Source organism: Celerinatantimonas sediminis (assembly GCF_046054195.1).
GTDB lineage: Bacteria > Pseudomonadota > Gammaproteobacteria > Enterobacterales > Celerinatantimonadaceae > Celerinatantimonas.
The window spans coordinates 86,488-105,465 of record NZ_JBEQCS010000009.1; the positions used below are offsets into that span (position 1 = coordinate 86,488).

Annotated in this window: 16 protein-coding genes; 11 read left to right on the top strand and 5 right to left on the bottom strand. The window is 42.4% G+C overall.

Annotation, left to right across the window (positions count from 1 at the left end):
• The first annotated feature begins 212 nt into the window (after window positions 1-212).
• A complete protein-coding gene (locus tag ABTQ23_RS12045) occupies window positions 213-1,310 on the top strand; it encodes a GGDEF domain-containing protein (protein ID WP_408615980.1) in 1,098 nt (365 codons plus the stop codon).
• Window positions 1,311-1,404: 94 nt separating this feature from the next.
• Here ABTQ23_RS12045 and ABTQ23_RS12050 read toward each other — a convergent pair whose 3' ends face one another.
• Both ABTQ23_RS12050 and ABTQ23_RS12055 read right to left on the bottom strand, forming a co-directional pair.
• Window positions 1,405-3,054, bottom strand: a complete 1,650-nt coding sequence (locus ABTQ23_RS12050) for a tannase/feruloyl esterase family alpha/beta hydrolase (RefSeq protein WP_408615981.1) — start codon at window positions 3,052-3,054, stop codon at window positions 1,405-1,407.
• Between the two features lie 315 nt (window positions 3,055-3,369).
• Window positions 3,370-3,978, bottom strand: a complete 609-nt coding sequence (locus ABTQ23_RS12055) for a YrbL family protein (RefSeq protein ID WP_408615982.1) — start codon at window positions 3,976-3,978, stop codon at window positions 3,370-3,372.
• 501 nt (window positions 3,979-4,479) lie between these two features.
• Between ABTQ23_RS12055 and ABTQ23_RS12060 the strand changes: the two genes are divergently transcribed.
• The 3 genes from ABTQ23_RS12060 to ABTQ23_RS12070 all read left to right on the top strand — a co-directional run bounded on the left by ABTQ23_RS12060 (window position 4,480) and on the right by ABTQ23_RS12070 (window position 8,896).
• Window positions 4,480-5,877, top strand: a complete 1,398-nt coding sequence (locus ABTQ23_RS12060) for a glycoside-pentoside-hexuronide (GPH):cation symporter (RefSeq protein ID WP_408615983.1) — start codon at window positions 4,480-4,482, stop codon at window positions 5,875-5,877.
• Window positions 5,878-5,904: 27 nt separating this feature from the next.
• Window positions 5,905-8,226 (top strand): alpha-xylosidase, encoded by a 2,322-nt coding sequence (gene yicI / locus ABTQ23_RS12065; protein ID WP_408615984.1) that lies wholly within the window; start codon window positions 5,905-5,907, stop codon window positions 8,224-8,226.
• 172 nt (window positions 8,227-8,398) lie between these two features.
• Window positions 8,399-8,896, top strand: a complete 498-nt coding sequence (locus ABTQ23_RS12070) for an NUDIX hydrolase (protein WP_408615985.1) — start codon at window positions 8,399-8,401, stop codon at window positions 8,894-8,896.
• Here ABTQ23_RS12070 and ABTQ23_RS12075 read toward each other — a convergent pair.
• Complete coding sequence (locus ABTQ23_RS12075; RefSeq protein ID WP_408615986.1) at window positions 8,854-10,017, bottom strand: phospholipase D-like domain-containing protein; 1,164 nt, start codon at window positions 10,015-10,017, stop codon at window positions 8,854-8,856. The genes ABTQ23_RS12070 and ABTQ23_RS12075 overlap by 43 nt on opposite strands.
• 49 nt (window positions 10,018-10,066) lie before the next feature.
• Window positions 10,067-10,786: a siderophore ferric iron reductase gene (locus ABTQ23_RS12080; RefSeq protein WP_408615987.1), complete on the bottom strand. Its 720-nt coding sequence runs from the start codon at window positions 10,784-10,786 to the stop codon at window positions 10,067-10,069.
• Between the two features lie 620 nt (window positions 10,787-11,406).
• Here ABTQ23_RS12080 and manX point away from each other — a divergent pair.
• The 5 genes from manX (at window position 11,407) to ABTQ23_RS12105 (ending at window position 15,179) form a co-directional block, all read left to right on the top strand.
• A complete protein-coding gene (manX, locus tag ABTQ23_RS12085) occupies window positions 11,407-12,360 on the top strand; it encodes a PTS mannose transporter subunit IIAB (protein ID WP_408615988.1) in 954 nt (317 codons plus the stop codon).
• A gap of 52 nt (window positions 12,361-12,412) precedes the next feature.
• The gene (locus ABTQ23_RS12090) at window positions 12,413-13,213 is read left to right on the top strand and encodes a PTS mannose/fructose/sorbose transporter subunit IIC (protein ID WP_408615989.1); all 801 of its coding nucleotides are present in this window, start codon (window positions 12,413-12,415) and stop codon (window positions 13,211-13,213) included.
• Window positions 13,214-13,228: 15 nt separating this feature from the next.
• Entirely contained in the window at window positions 13,229-14,071 is an 843-nt protein-coding gene (locus ABTQ23_RS12095) for a PTS mannose transporter subunit IID (protein WP_408615990.1), read from the top strand.
• Window positions 14,072-14,139: 68 nt separating this feature from the next.
• Entirely contained in the window at window positions 14,140-14,634 is a 495-nt protein-coding gene (locus ABTQ23_RS12100; protein WP_408615991.1) for a DUF986 family protein, read from the top strand.
• 119 nt (window positions 14,635-14,753) lie between these two features.
• The gene (locus ABTQ23_RS12105; protein ID WP_408615992.1) at window positions 14,754-15,179 is read left to right on the top strand and encodes a hypothetical protein; all 426 of its coding nucleotides are present in this window, start codon (window positions 14,754-14,756) and stop codon (window positions 15,177-15,179) included.
• Between the two features lie 4 nt (window positions 15,180-15,183).
• Here the strand turns inward: ABTQ23_RS12105 and zntR are convergent, their stop codons facing one another.
• Entirely contained in the window at window positions 15,184-15,621 is a 438-nt protein-coding gene (gene zntR, locus ABTQ23_RS12110) for a Zn(2+)-responsive transcriptional regulator (RefSeq protein ID WP_408615993.1), read from the bottom strand.
• Window positions 15,622-15,851: 230 nt separating this feature from the next.
• Here zntR and purH point away from each other — a divergent pair, with 230 nt between their 5' ends.
• Window positions 15,852-17,444 carry a bifunctional phosphoribosylaminoimidazolecarboxamide formyltransferase/IMP cyclohydrolase gene (purH, locus tag ABTQ23_RS12115; RefSeq protein WP_408615994.1) on the top strand — a complete coding sequence of 531 codons (1,593 nt, stop codon included), beginning with the start codon at window positions 15,852-15,854 and terminating at the stop codon, window positions 17,442-17,444.
• Between the two features lie 45 nt (window positions 17,445-17,489).
• Window positions 17,490-18,791 (top strand): phosphoribosylamine--glycine ligase, encoded by a 1,302-nt coding sequence (gene purD, locus ABTQ23_RS12120; protein WP_408615995.1) that lies wholly within the window; start codon window positions 17,490-17,492, stop codon window positions 18,789-18,791.
• Window positions 18,792-18,978: the final 187 nt, after the last annotated feature.

Genomic DNA, 18,978 nt, shown 5'->3' on the forward strand with positions numbered 1-18,978 from the left:
CAATAACGAAAAATAAGTTCTAATAAGTTAGCCTTAGCTTATTAACAAATAACTTTTCAAACAAGAAAGCTCGATTACTACCTTATTTATCAAATAGATGACTAATTATTAAATATTCTTATTTACTATATTAAATAATTTGATTAGTGGTTAGAATGGAACATATAGCAGCCATATCATTATTATTTGATTAAAGGGATATCGACTAATCAATGATTCTTTCATCTCGCTGGTTAAACATCAAACTTCCCATTTTTCAGGATGATTTTAAAAAATGGTACTTGCAAGCCAAGATGCTGCAGATCCGCTATAGTTCGGTTGTTACCGCTGTTTTATACTGGCTTTATACACTATTAGAAGTTCAGCAACATCTTCCCTATGAACAACTAAGGATAGTGAGCCATGGAATCGTTATTCCACTGACTATGTTAGCGGCGGCACTGATAAGCATGCATGAACGTTTTTATCGTCCAATGCAACTACTCTTATTAATCGCCCCGGCCTGTGCAGTCGCAGTCAATATCTATCTGGATGCTGGACTGCTCTCGTATCCGCGATTTGTTCCTGAGACCTATTTAACTATTATTTGGATATTTGCTATCTCGGGACTCAATTTTATACCTGCGACAGTATCAGCACTTATCTGTATCAGTTTTGAAATTGTGCTGCCATGGTACTTCTATGGAAAAATGATCCCGCTATTTTCCATGCACTGGCTTTGGGTTCTTTCTGCGTTTGCGTTTGGCATCGTGGCCGCATTGATTATGGAACAGGTTTATCATGTCATATTTATGCAGCAGCGTGCTCTTATTCATCTATCGAATGTTGATAGCCTGACTAAATTATGGAATCACAAAAAGATAACGGAGTTACTGTTACATGAAAGTGAGCGAACTAATCGTTATAACTCGCCGTTATCCATCATAATGCTCGATATTGATCACTTTAAACGGGTCAATGACACTTTTGGGCATATAGTTGGCGATCAGGTTTTGAAGCATTTTTCGAAAATTTTAAAGAGTAATTTGCGCCATTCAGACTATATTGGCCGGGTGGGCGGAGAAGAGTTCCTCATCATCTTACCGCAAACTACCTTACATCAAGCTTACCGTATCGCTAAGGAACTGCTTGAGGTGATTCGTCAAAGTGATTTTGCTCCGGCAGGCCAACAAACAGCAAGTTTAGGAGTTAGTCAGTATCAAGCTGATGAGCCAATACGCTCAACACTCGAACGAGCCGACCAAGCTCTTTATCATGTGAAAGAGCACGGTAGAGATGATGCCAATATACAAAATTGTCAAGTCTCATAAGCCCATTCATAAGGCTTTCAATAGATGACTCATAATAAAAAACCAGCCACATCCGTAGCTGGTTTAAACCTGTTCTGTTATTTAGGACAAGTGATTATAATTGAGGTTCAACACACTGATAACTCGTGATTTTATCAGGATTACCTTTGATATAACGAGCATATGCTGGATATGGGCATAAAGGCTGGGATTTTCCTTTTAATTGATCCACACCATGAGCGGGAATAATCGCAGGCGCTTTGCCTTTGTTTAGCCATGTCTGCATGGATGTTAAAGGGTCGATATTATCTAAAGCCGGGCCACCACCACAGTGCGTCATGCCTGGGATCATAAACAATCTTGCCGATTGCTGCGTTTTAGCCAAGTTACCATGACTGCTGTCTTTAACCAGCGAGTTATACCAAGCGGCGATATCATCAGCGGAGAAAACCGGATCTGACACCCCTTGGAAAATAATCATTTTGCCACCTCGAGCAAAGAATGTGCTCAAAAAGGTAGAGGTCATATCATTGATTGCCGCCGTTTGAGCTAATCGCGCAGGATCTTTATCAAAATTAAAATCTAAAGAGCTGTAGTTTTTAACAGGAGGCGTCATAAAGTAATGTGGCAAAGAGTCACCACCTAAGGTAATGTTCAGCGCATTAGGTTTCGCGGTTTGCGAAGTACCTAATTTCCAAAGCCGCCAACCTGAAGCACTCACCCCAGCATCATAAGGCCAGCTGCTATATAAAGCCTTTCCTTGAGAGTTATGTACACCTTTGAATATAGCTTTAATAACGTTTACTTTTGCTGGTGCTAAGCAATGGCTGGTTTGACCATTTTTACAAGTTAAAACAGCCGGATTGTAATGGCACTGTTGAAAATTATTAATAAGTCCATCTTTAATACCATCTAGCGCATCACATTTATTGAGAATTGATTGGCTCAAGAGTTTCAGATCGCTTGGAGTCAGCGCATTCGCTAGAATTTTTTGCCCCGCTTTATTTTTCGGTGCAATGGACATAAGTTGCTGGGAATCCCACGCTTCACCGATAGAAGCAGCACTTAAATGAAACCCTGGATCGCCAATCACAACACCATCAAATTGGGTTGGAAAACGCTGAGCGGCGACCATCGCTTCTCGTCCACCGTTAGAACATCCCATGAAAATTGAGTGCGTTAATGAATGCGAATAGAAGGTTCGGATAATCGTTTTAGCTGCCGTGGTTACTTCGCCGATGGACTGATAGGCATAATTAATCCGCGCCTGTTGGTCAAATCCAAAGCTCGCATCGCGCCCAATATGACCGCCGTCCATGCTTGCAACCGCAAATCCACGAACTAAAGCAGCTTTGGCCGTTGACTGATGAGCCGGAATACTTCCCAGCGCAGGCGCCAAAAAGCCGTCCATACCACCACCACCTTGAAAGAGAAAGCTGTGATTCCAATGCACAGGCAAACGAACCTCAAAGCGCGTGGCATAGCGTTTGTTATCAACACCTTTATATGGAAATAATTCACCTCGAACTAGACAATGTTTTGGCAATACCTGATGCTCGCCCGATGCGCCAGTTAGATAAGAGTTTGGATCTGCGGGTAATGGCCCTGCTTTTTCCCATTGAGCTTGGGTAATCGTTAAACCAGGTAATTTAATATGCTGAAGATTTTGACAACTATCTTGGGCCCCTGAAGCATAAGCAAGTGGAGCCGCTAGGCTCAGAACACTTCCCAGCCCTAGCAGACAGCTCTGCCATCGGTTATTCATCACGATGATTCCTTTGTAAGATACAAATTATATATTCAATTTTTAAAATAATTACAGCTCATACAATATCGCTTAAAGTATAAATTAATAGTTATAAATTTGAATGAATGAACTCAAGATTATTTATTGATTTAACATTTTTAAAACAATTTGGATATATTATCACTCAATAATAGACTTATTTTTAGTCAATAAGAAATTGATAGCTTAGCTATAAATTCAAAAGACTAGATATTAATAAATATACAATGAAGAGAATAAAATAGCTCTTCATTAGAAAAGAGCTATTGAATCAAGATATATAATGTAACCGTATTAGTGTGTTGATGAAGCTAGTACTGGAGTCTCACCTGACAATACTGAGTGGTATTCCTGCATGAAGCTATCCCATTCATGACGCACCTTTACCATGCTAATGCGAGAAAAATGACGTCGGAACCAGTATTTAAATCCATTCTTACGTGCACCAATCCCATCGATAATCACTAATCGATAATGATTTTTAGAAACTTCTTGGACTAGTACATTACTGCAATTAGCATCGTAAAATAAGATGTGTTCTTTAAATACAAACTTTCTTAAATCGGCAACTATTTTGTCTAATACCGATTTAGGTAATAACTTATTATGAATAACTTCGGATAAAGACTTAGAAGTACTTGAATCATAATTATAGATCCGTTGAAACATTAACCCTGCACCTTTTGATGTATCAACCCATCCAAAGCATGGAGCAATATGTATCATATGACGAAAATCATTCGCGAATATTTTTTTTAAATAAATATATTCTAATAAATTAGGATCGTCTCGGTGCTTACGCTTCTTCTTTATTTTAATGACTTTATCAAAATCAGTCGGATGAGCATAACAATAGCGATTATTTCCCTCGCCAATCAGGGAATCAGAGTCTAGATTAACCATAATTCTTACAGCATCCCTACAGCTTGTTACAAGTTAAAAACCATTTTAACTTATTGATTTATTTTATTTTTAATTAGGAAAAGAATCTAGTATATGAATACTAATCGTCTTTATATAATTTTCACAGTCATGCCATATTTTTATAAAAAATGGCAACTAAGTCAACTCATAGCATGATAGCCTCGCATGCGGCTAAAAAACAACCAATAAGCTATCTAAAGTAATATTTTCATACTCAAATATTAATTGATTTTTATATTAATAAAGCAAGCTGTGTTTTTATCAAAACTTACCGAGCAATTTAAAATATCTCTTGCCGTGTTACATATAAGATAGGTTAAGTGAGCCACTTCACCTTTTTACGAAAAGCAAAAGATAAAACTGTCAAATTTAGTGTCGATCACAAAAGTAAAAAAACATAAATCTCGAATCAAAAAAATCAATAGAGAAGAATCTATCAACCGTTTAAAAAGTAAAAAAACACTTATAGGAACATCGGTTATGGACTCCTCCAAACTATCCTTTAATGAAAAAGTAGGCTATGGCCTTGGTGATGCAGCCAGCCATATCGTGTTCGACAATCTCATGATGTACATGATGTTTTTCTACACGGACATCTTTGGAATATCAGCAGGATTTGTTGGCACAATGTTTTTAGTCGCCAGAGTGATAGATGCGGTATCAGACCCAACAATGGGGCTCATTGCCGATCGCACCAAAACGCGCTGGGGTAAATTTCGCCCCTATATGTTGTTTGGTGCAATTCCGTTTGCCATTGTTTGTGTGCTCACTTACACCTCGCCAGCGCTCTCAATGAGCGGGAAGATGATCTATGCGACAGTCACTTACGTTGCGCTGATTTTGTTATATACATTGGTGAATATTCCCTATTGCGCACTTGGTGGCGTAATCACAGCCAATCCGAAACAGCGCATCTCTTTGCAATCTTATCGATTTGTCCTTTCAACAGCAGGTGGCATGCTCTCTACTGTATTAATGATGCCGCTGGTGAATTGGGTCGGAAAAGGAAACCAAAGCGCAGGGTTTCAAGGAGCCATTGCTATTTTAGCAACGGTGGCGGCCATCATGTTTATTATCTCATTTGCAACGACTCGCGAGCGCGTTACAGACGCTGGCGCTAAACCTGGCAAAATGAGAGACGACCTGCGCGATATAATCCGTAATGATCAATGGCGCGTGGTGGGTGTTCTAACCATTTTAAATATTATGGCGGTGGCCGTTCGTGGCGGAGCGATGATGTATTACGTCACCTATATTATGGATCACCCCAGCATTTTCGCTTGGTTCCTTGCAACCTATTCAGTAGGCAACTTAATTGGCAGTGCCCTCGCTAAAAAAGCATCCGATTGGAAAGAAAAAATTTCCATCTTTAACGGCGCTAATTTCATTCTCGCTATTTTAAGTTTCGCCATGTTCTTTTTACCCATGCGAGCAGAATTAATTATGTTCGTCATGATCTTCTTAATCGGCTTTTTCCATCAGATGATCACGCCAATTCAATGGGTGATGATGTCAGATACTGTTGATTATGGTGAATGGAAATACGGCAAACGGCTCACTGGCGTAAGCTTTGCTGGAACCTTATTCGTACTAAAACTTGGGCTGGCATTGGGAGGTGCGATGATTGGCTGGATTTTAGCAGGAGCAGGCTATATTCCTAAAGCACCAACACAGTCATCAACAACGATGACCAGCATTATCGCTCTATTTACGATTTTACCAGGAGTCTGTTATCTGCTTAGTGCCTGGATTGGTCACCGTTTCTATACATTAAGAACGCCCGTGTTAAACAAAATATTAGCCGAACTCGATAAAGCTGCGATTAAAACAGATGTGGATGACCACTTAATTGAGCAATCTCCAACAATCGCCAAATAAACTCATGCCAGTATGTAAGGATGTATTATGAAAATTAGTGATGGTAACTGGTTATTACAGCCAAACTTACAGCTCATTCCATTTTTGTATGTATTTGATGTACAAAAAACGGATAATTCGCTGGTTGCCTATGTAGCGCCCAAAGATACCAGTTTTCGTACCAATCAACTTGATACCTCGCTCTTTACCATTGAAATAGCTTCCCCTCAAGCGGGTATTATTCGTGTTTCAATGGTTCACTTTGATGGCGATACCGAGCAGTTCCCTAATTTTAAGCTCAATACCGATGAACACTTTGTCGCTGATTGCACCATTGATAATGAGTTTGCCTACCTCACCAGTGGTGAGCTCAGCGTTAAACTGCCAACTAAAGGTCTTTGGGATATTCAATTCTTTCACCAGCAGCTCAAACTCACGGGCAGCAGCGCTAAAAATAGCGGCTATCTTATCGACCAAAATACTAACCAGCCTTACATGTTCAGCCGTCTTGATTTAGGTGTCGGGGAAACAGTGTATGGATTAGGCGAGCGTTTTAGTGCTTTGGTTAAAAACGGTCAGGTTGTTGATACGTGGAACCGAGATGGCGGAACCAGTACGGAACAAGCGTATAAAAATATTCCATTTTATCTAACCAATCGTGGCTATGGCGTGTTTGTTAATGAGCCTCAGTCTGTCTCGTTTGAAGTTGCATCTGAAAAAGTTTCGAAAATGCAATTTAGCACCGAAGGAGAACGTCTCGAGTTTTATCTAATTGATGGCCCAATGCCAAAAGAAGTGTTAAATCGTTATACCCGATTAACAGGACGCCCTGCTCTACCACCAGCTTGGACTTTTGGCTTATGGCTAACCACTTCATTTACCACCAATTATGATGAGCAGACGGTCAATCAATTCATCGATGGAATGGCAGAGCGACAGTTACCATTGCATGTTTTTCATTTTGACTGTTTCTGGATGAAACCGTTTCAATGGTGCGATTTTCAATGGGACCCAGATACATTTCCTGATCCCAAAGCGATGCTCGCCAGATTGCATGATAAGGGGCTACATTTATGCGTTTGGATCAATCCTTATATTGGCCAGAAGTCCCCATTATTTGCTCAAGGCAAAGCCAATGGTTATCTACTCAAACGCCCAGATGGCTCTATTTGGCAATGGGACAAATGGCAAGCCGGTCAAGCTATTGTTGATTTTACGAATCCACAGGCGGTGAACTGGTATCAGGATCATCTACGTAGGCTCGTAGATATGGGTGTAGATTGCTTTAAAACAGACTTTGGCGAGCGCATACCAACCGATGTGCAATGGCATAACCAAGCCAATCCCAAACGAATGCATAACTATTATGCTCTACTTTATAACCAACTGGTTTATGAAGTTTTAGAAGAGAAACTAGGCAAAGGACAGGCCGCTGTATTTGCTCGCAGTGCAACGGTAGGATCTCAGCAATATCCCGTTCATTGGGGTGGCGATAGCTATGCAACCTATGAGTCAATGGCAGAAAGTCTACGCGGAGGGCTCTCTTTAGGTTTATCCGGATTTGGTTACTGGAGTCACGATATCGGCGGATTTGAAGAGACAGCGCCAGCTCATGTGTATAAACGCTGGTGTGCATTTGGGTTGTTCTCTAGCCATAGTCGCCTGCACGGAAGTAGTTCCTATCGTGTGCCATGGAATTTTGATGAACAAGCCTGCGATGTTCTGCGCTATTTCACCCAGTGGAAATGTCGCTTGATGCCTTATTTATACGCGATGGCCGTCAATGCACAGCAAACAGGAACGCCGATGATGCGAGCCATGTTATTAGATTTTCCGCTTGATCCTGCATGCGAGTATCTTGATCAACAATATATGTTCGGCGATTCGCTGTTAGTCGCGCCTGTATTTAATGAACGTGGAGATGTGCGTTTTTATTTACCCCATGGGAAGTGGACCCAATTATTCAATAACAAACAGCTCAGTGGTGGCCACTGGCAACAGCAAAATCATGACGTATTAAGTATGCCAGTCTATGTCAAACCCAACACATTATTAGCGCTAGGTAATAATGACCAACGACCTGATTATAATTATGCCGACGGCACCCAGTTTTCGCTATTTGAACTTGAAGAACAACATCAAGCCAGCTCAGTTATTTACGACCTAGAAGGTCATGAGGTGTTTCGATTAACAGCCTATCGCCGCGGCAGTGAAATAACCTTTGAAAGCGCTGGCATCAGCCAGAATTGCTCGATTTGCCTGCGCAATATTTTTACGCTGAGTCATGCATCATACCTGACAGTTGAAGATTCTAGCGAAGGGCTCATTTTAAGCGCCCTTCCAGAGGGAGAATTTACGATTAAATTATAAAACTACACTGTTCTATCATTGAGAATAGGGCCGATAAAAATCTTTTTGTGCATTTATCGGCTCTATTTTATTTTTAGACTGTTCTGATAATTTATAATCTTATAGACTCATCATAGCAATCGGATAAATCACATCACACTATCGGTAAATTTAACAGTCTGTCGGCAACCTTATGATTAGTTACCAATTTGGACAAAATAAATTTAACTTTCGCGCAGTAGCAATCATTATTGAACGCGAGCATGTACTCATTCAACGTAAAGCTGATGATGATTTTTGGTCTCTGCCTGGAGGTCGGGTTGAGTTGTTTGAAGATACCCAATCAACCATTCGTCGCGAAGTTCGAGAAGAGCTAGGTTGGGAAAGTGATGTCGGCCCTCTTTGTTTTTATGTTGAAAGTTTTTTCACATTTAAAGATGTCCACTACCATGAGCTTTCAACCTTTTTCCAAGTCAATCCAATCTGCTCTCCTGAGTTTACCCCCGAACATGACTTTCACGGTATTGAGAGCGATGTTGATGTGATATTTCGCTGGGTCGCCATTGAAGACTTAGTCAGCTACAACTTAAAACCCAGCTTTTTAATTGAGCGTTTGGCGCAGCCGCTGCCTCTATATGGCGCTGAATATCACATTGAAAATGATGGCGAACTAGGGTCGACAGCTTCATAGTGACGGTTTAAATCAACACACTCGGCATAGGGGCTATGCCAAAGCTGCTGATGAATTGCCTCTACTTGTGAGACGATGGTCGAATCAGGCAGGACCAGTTCAACATTTCGCGAATTATCCAAGTAGCCACCTTCCCAATTGCTTGTGCCAATCCACGCCAGTTTTGAATCAACACTCATGGCTTTAGAATGTAATACTCGAGCATAAGCGATAAAACCTTCAACGGCTTGTGGGATTGTAATGACTTTAATCGTGACATTTGCCAATATCGCAAGGCTTTTAACATATTGCATCTGCTCTTCCCCGCGATACCAATTGGATACCAACAGCTCTATATCAACACCTCTTTGTGCCGCTTTTCGAAGTGCATTATCGATAACAGGATAAAATCTTTGGCTCGAAGAAGGCTGGCCCAACGGCAGATATTTCATAACCATGATACGAACAAGCCTTTGGGCATTATCTATAATTTGTACAAGAGCGTGCTGAGAATCTGCAACCATCGCTGGGTTGTATTCATTAGGGCTTGCCAGCAATGTTGCAGCGTTAAAATTACTAGCAAAGATGGGATAATGATTTAGCGCCAATACTGGAACATTTTGTGATTGAAGAAGCTGCGCATGCCAGTCAAAATCAAAAATTGCCTGCAATTGTTCCACAATATCTTTATGACGAATCAATATACTCAATTCGTGAATATGATGCATCGCTCGCCAATCAAAATTATGACTGCCCAATGTTGCACACTGACCATCCACAACCACATATTTAGCATGCATGATTCCGCCACTTATCTGCTGATAGTCGATCAATTGGATCTCAACACCGCGCAGCGCCGCTAATTGCTCAAGCACAGTAGCGGTTGAAAGTGCCAAGCCTTGCTTTGCCAGCAAAATACGAATTTTTACGTGGCGTTCGCTGGCTCGCACGAGCGCATCAATGATGCGCTCAAATGCACTTTGCGCCTGACAACACAGGTAAAACTGGGCAATATCAATGTGCTGCTTAGCGCCATCAAATAACTCACAGAAAAGTGCAACAGGCTCCAAAAGATTTGTTTGGAATAACGATGTTTCAATCGGTTGGGTATAAATAAGCTGAAATTCAGCGCTGCGTTTCATCACAATCTCATATCAGTATTTAAGCCGTTAGAGTAAATATAGAAAATGATTATGACAACTTCGCGTGATGGCTTCGGCTGAGCGTCTGCTGCGGCTTTTTGGATAATGGACAATTGCGACAATATTGTCGCCCCTGACATTTATAGGCCAGACAACATGTATCTCGAACCATTGCCAGTTGATGGTCTTGAAAACTTAACTGATTAAGGGCCTGCTGCTTAAACCCAAAAGCATCTAACCACAAACTCGCTTGCTCAAGGCGATAGTTAATACTGTAGTTTAACCACAACGGTTCCAGATGAACGAAACAGCCAAGCAACTGATCACATAATAATCGCCGCATCATTCGCTCTCGAGGAAGATATTGAGGACCAATCTGCTCAATATAGTGCTCAGATAATCGCTGAATGTCACGGACCGCGAAATGAATGAGGGACTCTTTGTCAGCGCTAATAAATTCAGGTTTTACAATACCGACCCCTTTGACAAACAGAGGTTGAGTGTATTGCTTAAGATCTTTGAGTCGAACCAGTTTATCCGTTGCATAAATGCTGATAAACGCCAGAAAAAATGGCTGCCAGAATAATAACCCATACAATCTGGTTTTAGCAAATGCCGCGCCCGCTTCAGGATATTGCCTGACAACGCGTTCATACAAAGCAATAAACGCAGAGGCATCCGCGCTCGGCGCGAGAATATCATCGACAGTCTCTAGATAGGGGCAAATTTGTGCCACGGTTTGCTGTAATTTCAGCCAATCACTATCCATAACCAACACAACTTCACAACTCAAAATCAGAGCATAAGCAATTCGCTCCGCAAAAGCAATTAAGAATCATTATCATCCGTAATTTAATCAATGATGATGACCGATTGCTCTGCTTATCAAATACAAAATTTATAAAAACTGAAAAAATAGCAACTTAATAGATGATTTCATCTAGCCCTCTTTTTTTTACAACTAATTTTGTAAATCTGAGATTTTTTCTGAGGATTAAATTTAAATTCTAATCAATTGGCATAGGCCATTATCTGACTTAGATTTAAGCAGATTGATAGATGATATGTAGAAACTAGCTATGTAAATTGCGTCCTATTTCAATCCCCTGTTTTGTAACAAATTGTAACAATAATATTTCATCTTGAATAAAAATCGTACGAAACCCGCGCGCCAACAGGTTTGGTTGAAAATTCTCGGTATTTTTACGCCAACCTATTGTTCTTTCAATAAATGCCTACAATCACATTTTTTATTGTCAACTATCGCTATCGTGAAACTGCAACGAGCAAAGGTAGTAAGAAAACAAGAATGAACCGAAAAGACTGGTTCACAATATTTTTTGTCAAACTTGCTATTTATAAGACCATCAAATAAATGAGGGAATAAGCGTGAGTATAGCGATCATTATCGGCACTCATGGCGCAGCCGCCGAACCTCTTCTGCGAAATGCAGAAATGTTAATCGGTGATCAGCAAAACGTGGCCTTCATCGAGTTTAAACCCGGTGAGAATGCCGAAACACTGGTAGAAAAATATAAAGTTTGTCTGTCCGAGTTAGACACTGAAAAAGGCGTTTTATTTTTAGTGGATACTTGGGGAGGCAGTCCGTTTAATGCTGCGACGCGTCTTGCCAACGAACATGACGATTATGATGTCATCACTGGCGTTAACATTCCGATGTTAACAGAAACATTTATGACCCGTGATGATGACCCTTCACTAAAAGAGCTGATTGAAGTCGCTCTGGAAGCAGGCAGCGGTGGTGTCAAAGCCTTTAAAACAAAATTAGAAGAAAAAACTCCAGCTCCTAAACCAGCGCCTAAAGCTGCACCAGCGGCAGCAGGTCCAGGTGGACATATGAAAATTGGGTTAGCACGTATTGATGACCGACTGATCCATGGTCAGGTTGCCACTCGTTGGACCAAAGAAACGGGTGTAAACCGGATTATTGTGGTGAGCGATGAGGTCGCTAAAGATACAGTGCGATCAACATTGTTAAAACAAGTTGCACCTCCAGGGGTAACAGCACATGTGGTTGATGTTGCCAAAGCAATTCGTGTTTACGACAACCCTAAATATGCTCACGACAAAGTCATGCTGCTATTTACTAATCCAACAGATGTCCTCTCACTAGTTGAAGGTGGCGTTGAAATTCCATCAGTAAACATCGGCGGGATGGCATTTAAAACGGGTAAAACGCAGGTAAACAATGCCGTTTCTGTTGATGAAAAAGATATCGAATCCTTTAAAGAACTAGATAAAAAAGGAATTGAATTAGAGGTTCGTAAAGTCGCAACAGACAGCAGACTGAACATGATGGACCTTATCAAAAAAATTGCCTGATAACGGGCAATTGTGAAGGGTTTATGTTCCTTAATGTCTAAGGAGAGATTTCATGGAAATCACCACATTACAAATTATTTTAGTATTTATTATCGCCTGTCTGGCCGGGTTTAGCTCGATTCTAGACGAATTTCAATTTCACCAACCATTGGTTGCTTGTACCTTAATCGGGTTAGTTCTGGGGGATATGAAAACCGGGATTATCATCGGTGGTACATTGCAGATGATCGCACTAGGCTGGATGAATATTGGGGCTGCGGTTGCACCTGATGCAGCGCTTGCTTCGGTTATTTCAACCATTCTGGTCGTCGCTGGCGGACAAAGTGTTGGTGCCGGTATTGCTCTGGCAATTCCACTAGCAGCAGCAGGCCAAGTTCTGACAATTATTGTTCGTACCATCACAGTGGGCTTCCAGCACGCAGCCGATAAAGCCGCTGATAACGGCAACTTGAGCGCCATTAGCTGGTTGCACTGCGGCGCTTTGATTTTGCAAGCAATGCGTATCGCAATCCCTGCAACGATTGTTGCGGTGACTGTTGGAACTGAAAGTGTTCACGCCATGTTGGATGCTATTCCTGAAGTGGTTACCAATGGTTTAACCATCGCAGGTGGCATGATCGTTGTTGTTGGTTATGGCATGGTCATCAACATGATGCGCGCCGGTTACCTGATGCCATTTTTCTATTTAGGCTTTGTGGTTGCAGCCTTTACAAACTTCAACTTGGTTGCTCTGGGTGTGTTAGGCGTAGTGATGGCTATCGTATACATTCAGTTACACCCTAAATATAACCGTGTCCCTGGACAAGTTGTTCAGAGTCAAGGTGATGAAGATTTAGATAACGAATTGGATTAACAGGAGCATTGGATCATGGTTGATAATAAACAGAAAAAAATTACCAAATCGGATATTTTCGGGGTATTTCTGCGTTCAAACCTCTTCCAGGGTTCCTGGAACTTTGAACGGATGCAGGCACTAGGATTTTGTTTCTCCGTTGTGCCAATGATTCGCCGCCTTTATCCGGAAAATAATGAAGAACGCAAACAGGCTATTCGCCGCCACCTTGAGTTCTTTAACACTCACCCTTATGTAGCAGCACCTGTTTTAGGTGTAACCATGGCGATGGAAGAACAACGCGCCAATGGTGCCAAAGAAATTGACGATGCTGCAATCAACGGGATTAAAGTTGGGTTGATGGGGCCATTCGCTGGTGTGGGCGACCCTGTGTTCTGGGGAACCATGCGACCAGTATTTGGTGCCTTAGGTGCTGGGATTGCAATGAGTGGCAGTCTGTTAGGTCCTATTTTGTTCTTCTTCTTGTTTAACCTATGCCGTCTGTTAGTTCGCTATTACGGGGTGGCTTATGGTTATCAAAAAGGGGTGGCAATTGTTCAGGACGTAAGCGGTGGCTTCTTACAAAAACTGACTGAGGGGGCATCGATTCTTGGGCTCTTTGTCATGGGGGCATTGGTCAACAAATGGACTCACGTAAATATTCCGCTCGTGGTCTCCACAGTTAAAGACCAAACCGGTGGTACCCATGTCACAACAGTTCAATCGATTCTTGATCAGTTGATGCCAGGACTTGTTCCATTGCTACTGACCTTAGGTTGTATGTGGCTGATGCGTAAAAACGTCAACCCATTGGTAATCATCTTAGGATTCTTTGTCATTGGGATCATTGGTTACTGGATTGGCCTGTTGGGTCTGTAATAAACTCTTAAATTAGCCGGGGCATTTGTCCCGGTTAATCATAGATAAAACGACGAAGTGAGGATGTTATGTCATTAACGGATTGGGTCTTATTAGGTTGTATCGTGTTAATGCTCGCTTATGCCATTTATGATGAATTCATCATGCCTAGACGCCGAGGGAAAACAATACTACGCGTTCAGCTATTGAGAAAAACCCGCCTCGATTGCCTTATTTTTGTCGCTCTAATTGGTATTTTGCTCTATCAGAACATCACCACAGGTGGCACCACTTTCACCACCTATTTGCTTGCAACCGTTGCACTTGTGGCAATTTATCTGGCGTATATTCGCCCACCAAAAATGTTATTTAAGCCCGAAGGTTTTTTCTTTGCGAATGCATTTATTGCCTACAATCGTATTAAAAGCATGAAACTGACTGAAGATGGCGTACTAGTTTTTGGCTTAAACAGTGGCAACCTTCCTGTCGAACTACACCGAATCGATGATTTAGACCAAATCACCGCGCTGTTTTCCCCAACCGAGAGCCAAACACCAACACTCACGGAAAAACTTGCTAAATAGTGTTTCGGTTACATGGCTTATCGATAAACTACTTTATTTTATAAATATGTCCGTTAAACTGAATAAAATTGCCAGTTAACATGATGGTTTAACGACAGATATATTTATACAGGGACGATATGCGCATTGTAAGTTTAATTAGCTTATCTTTTGCCGCTGCCACGCTTTTAGCCGGCTGCAACGGATATCCGCCACCGCTTGACCCAAATACATTGGATCAAACCAACTGGAAAGCAACGTCACCTTATGATGCCAGAGAGTTTGTCGAATTTAAGCTCGTCAAAACAAATAATTCATTAGGGCTTTATGGCCATGGTGGATGTCATCGACTGGCTGGCGTTATGCAGATAACAGGCAACCGAATTAGTCTGGCAACACCATTGGTTGACCGGCCCATTAAAAACTGCGAGCGCGGCCGTGAATTTATGGTCAAACGCTATATCAACGCAATCAAACAAGGGCTTATTTTTGATAGCGGAGCCTTTTATACCAGCGATGGCAGTGTGATGTTTATTGAACAGAAAAAATCAGTTAGTGCGAACTAACATCTCATTCATGATGGTGATGTTCGACATGGCGTTCACCTAAAATATCATCCAGCGTCTCTAGAATCGCACAATGGGTGGCACTTTCATCGCCGCCACAGCAGGTCTCGCTTAAATCAGATAACGAGGCTTCAAAGCTTTTAAGCTCCTCTATCTGATCCCGCACAATCGCTAATTTATTATCAACCACCTGACGGACATCTCGACAGGATAACTGTTCGCGATTTTCTCGTATCGCGACCATTTCCAGCATATCCGAATTAGAAAGGCCTGCGTTTTTACCACGCAAAATAAAGCGTAGCCGCCCCAAATCCTGATCACTATAAAGCCGATAGCCGTTAGCTGCGCGAGAAGGTTCTTTAAGCAGTCCTTCTTTTTCATAAAAGCGAATCGTTTCTGTGCTTACCCCACAGAGTTTGGCTAATTCACCGATCTGATACATATTTGCTCCTTGGCCAATTTACCTCTAGGTGATAAATCATCAACATAACTTAAGTATAAACCTTAAACAGTGCTCCAAAGTCAACCCATACAGTTCGTCTAATTGACAATAAACAAGGATTTTTTTTGCTGATAATCGCCTTTAGCCCCCGTTTTCGGTTACCATTAGAGGGTTCTATAGGCAGTCCCCCCTGCCCTCAATTTTGAAAACATCAGAGGAATACACTCGCAATGGAAAACGCTCGACCAATTCGACGTGCGCTAATTAGCGTTTCCGACAAAACAGGTATTGTAGATTTTGCTCGTGCTTTAAGTGAGCGCGATATCGAAATCTTGTCAACCGGAGGCACCTGTAAGTTACTCAGTGACAATGGCATTGCCGTCGTTGAAGTATCTGATTATACAGGTCACCCAGAAATGATGGATGGACGAGTCAAAACGCTCCATCCGAAAATTCATGGAGGGATCCTCGGACGCAGAGGAATCGATGATGACGTGATGACAGAGCATCAAATCGAACCTATCGACATGGTCGTCGTTAACCTGTATCCATTTGCGCAAACGGTAGCAAATCCAGATTGCTCACTCGAAGATGCGATTGAAAACATCGATATTGGCGGTCCAACCATGGTTCGCAGCGCAGCGAAAAACCACAAAGATGTCGCAATTGTGGTCAACAGCTGTGATTATCAACGCGTTCTCGAAGAGATGATTGCCAATAATAACTCGCTTAACGCTCAAACCCGTTTTGATCTAGCGGTCGCTGCATTTGAACACACAGCGGCATACGATGGAATGATCGCAAACTATTTCGGCACCATGGTACCAAGCTATGGCAAAGCACAAGAGAACGATCCGTCATCGAAATTCCCTCGCACCATCAACTTCCAATTTAAGAAAAAACAAGACATGCGCTATGGTGAAAACAGCCATCAGCAAGCCGCTTTTTATGTGGAAGATGAAACACCAGCGGGCTCTGTCGCCAGTGCCAAACAGTTGCAAGGTAAGGCTCTGTCTTATAACAATATCGCCGATACTGACTCAGCGCTTGAATGTGTGAAAGAATTCGAAGAACCTGCGTGCGTTATCGTTAAACATGCCAACCCTTGTGGCGTTGCCATTGCCGATGATATTTTAACTGCATATCAGCGTGCATTTTCAACTGACCCAACTTCATCATTCGGTGGCATTATCGCCTTCAACCGCGAATTAGACGCAGACACTGCCGAAGCGATTATCAGCCGTCAATTTGTCGAAGTTATTATCGCACCAAGTGTGAGCAGCGATGCCAGACAGATTGTTGCAGCTAAAAAGAACGTTCGTCTGTTAGAAGCAGGTGCTTGGCAAGGCAAGGCGCAAGGTTATCAGTTAAAACGCGTCAATGGCGGTTTGTTAGTTCAAGACCGTGACACAGGCATGGTGCCAAAAGATGCGCTTAAAGTTGTCACCAAACGTACCCCAACAGAACAAGAGCTTAATGATGCTTTATTCTGCTGGAAAGTTGCCAAATTTGTAAAATCAAATGCCATCGTTTACGCCAAAGATCATATGACGATTGGTGTCGGTGCCGGCCAGATGAGCCGCGTTTATAGCGCTAAAATCGCTGGGATCAAAGCCCACGATGAAGGCTTAGAAGTTGCTGGAAGCGTGATGGCATCAGATGCCTTCTTCCCATTTCGCGACGGTATTGATGCAGCAGCAGAAGCTGGCGTGACTTGTGTCATCCAGCCTGGCGGCTCAATTCGTGATGAAGAAGTCATCGCCGCAGCAGATGAACATAACATCGCAATGGTCTTTACCGGAATGCGCCACTTTTTCCATTAATTGACGCATGGCTGAGTGCCAATATGCTCAGCCATTAGGAGCACTATGAACGTTTTAATCATTGGCGGCGGTGGCCGCGAACACGCATTGGCCTGGAAAGCAGCCCAATCGCCCAATGTTACCCAAGTTTTTGTCGCCCCTGGCAATGCCGGTACCGCTCAAGAACCTAAAATTACGAACGTCGCCATTGCCGCTGACGCGGTTGATGAGTTACTTGAGTTTGCGAAAAACAATGCCATTGACTTAACAATTGTGGGTCCAGAAGCACCACTGGTCATCGGCGTGGTGGATAAATTCCAAGCCGCTGGGCAAGCGATTTTTGGTCCAACTCAAGCAGCAGCACAATTAGAAGGCTCAAAAGCATTTACCAAGGATTTTCTGGCTCGCCATAACATTCCAAGTGCAGCCTATCAAACCTTTAGTGAAGTTGAACCAGCACTGGCTTACTTGCATCTGCAAGGTGCACCTATCGTCATTAAGGCAGATGGATTAGCAGCAGGTAAAGGTGTTGTGGTCGCCATGAGCGAAGATGAAGCCGAAGAAGCAATTCGCGATATGCTCTCTGGTAATCGCTTTGGTGATGCCGGCTCTCGAGTCGTTATTGAAGAATTTCTCGAAGGTGAAGAAGCCAGCTTTATTGTGATGGTCGATGGCGAACATGTGCTGCCGATGGCAACCAGTCAAGATCACAAACGTGTTGGTGATGGCGACACTGGCCCCAATACGGGTGGAATGGGTGCTTATTCACCTGCACCAGTTGTGACCGATGCCGTTTATCAACGGATTATGGATGAGGTCATTTGGCCGACGGTAAAAGCGATGGCGAGCGAAGGCAATCCATATACTGGCTTTTTATATGCCGGATTGATGATAAGCGAAGCTGGTGAACCTAAAGTCATTGAATATAACTGCCGATTTGGTGACCCTGAAACGCAGCCAATCATGATGCGGTTACAATCTGACTTAGTCGGGCTGTGTCAGGCCGCACTAGATAAAAACTTAGACAAAGTCGAAGCTAAATTTGCGCCTCAGCCAGCAGTTGGCGTTGTCATTGCAGCCGGTGGTTATCCGGGCAGCTACAATAAAGGGGATGTTATTAGCGGTCTACCTGAGCTTGCAGCTCCTGGAGAAGCGGTTGAAAGTAAAGTCTTTCAAGCAGGAACTAAGTTTAACGACCAGCAACAAACGGTAACCAATGGCGGACGCGTTTTATGTGTAACTGCATTAGGTAACTCAGTGCAAGATGCGCAGCAAAAAGCATACGCTCAAGTAAAAACGATCCAATGGGATCAATGTTACTATCGCAATGATATTGCATATCGAGCAATTGCTCGAGAAAACAGCTAAATACCTTTCAAACTGGCCTATTTTAGGCCAGTTTTCCCCTATCCCTAGCAACTTTCTGTGTTCTTAATAAAGTACTTTTTAATTAAAACTTTTTGGTGAAAAAGCCTCTATGCTTAGAAGAAAATAACCTAAAAAATCCACTTTTTCTTCTTTACTACCCCCGCGACTATTGCGACTATGAGCTTGT

Excerpts from the sequence above, each read along its gene's own strand:
- ABTQ23_RS12060 (WP_408615983.1), top strand. The coding sequence starts at position 4,480 with ATGGACTCCTCCAAACTATCCTTTAATGAAAAAGTAGGCTATGGCCTT.
- ABTQ23_RS12100 (WP_408615991.1), top strand. The coding sequence starts at position 14,140 with ATGTCATTAACGGATTGGGTCTTATTAGGTTGTATCGTGTTAATGCTC.
- ABTQ23_RS12080 (WP_408615987.1), bottom strand. The coding sequence starts at position 10,786 with ATGGATAGTGATTGGCTGAAATTACAGCAAACCGTGGCACAAATTTGC.
- ABTQ23_RS12070 (WP_408615985.1), top strand. The coding sequence starts at position 8,399 with ATGATTAGTTACCAATTTGGACAAAATAAATTTAACTTTCGCGCAGTA.
- ABTQ23_RS12075 (WP_408615986.1), bottom strand. The coding sequence starts at position 10,017 with ATGAAACGCAGCGCTGAATTTCAGCTTATTTATACCCAACCGATTGAA.
- ABTQ23_RS12050 (WP_408615981.1), bottom strand. The coding sequence starts at position 3,054 with ATGAATAACCGATGGCAGAGCTGTCTGCTAGGGCTGGGAAGTGTTCTG.
- yicI (WP_408615984.1), top strand. The coding sequence starts at position 5,905 with ATGAAAATTAGTGATGGTAACTGGTTATTACAGCCAAACTTACAGCTC.
- ABTQ23_RS12055 (WP_408615982.1), bottom strand. The coding sequence starts at position 3,978 with ATGGTTAATCTAGACTCTGATTCCCTGATTGGCGAGGGAAATAATCGC.
- purH (WP_408615994.1), top strand. The coding sequence starts at position 15,852 with ATGGAAAACGCTCGACCAATTCGACGTGCGCTAATTAGCGTTTCCGAC.
- purD (WP_408615995.1), top strand. The coding sequence starts at position 17,490 with ATGAACGTTTTAATCATTGGCGGCGGTGGCCGCGAACACGCATTGGCC.
- ABTQ23_RS12045 (WP_408615980.1), top strand. The coding sequence starts at position 213 with ATGATTCTTTCATCTCGCTGGTTAAACATCAAACTTCCCATTTTTCAG.
- ABTQ23_RS12095 (WP_408615990.1), top strand. The coding sequence starts at position 13,229 with ATGGTTGATAATAAACAGAAAAAAATTACCAAATCGGATATTTTCGGG.
- ABTQ23_RS12105 (WP_408615992.1), top strand. The coding sequence starts at position 14,754 with ATGCGCATTGTAAGTTTAATTAGCTTATCTTTTGCCGCTGCCACGCTT.
- zntR (WP_408615993.1), bottom strand. The coding sequence starts at position 15,621 with ATGTATCAGATCGGTGAATTAGCCAAACTCTGTGGGGTAAGCACAGAA.
- ABTQ23_RS12090 (WP_408615989.1), top strand. The coding sequence starts at position 12,413 with ATGGAAATCACCACATTACAAATTATTTTAGTATTTATTATCGCCTGT.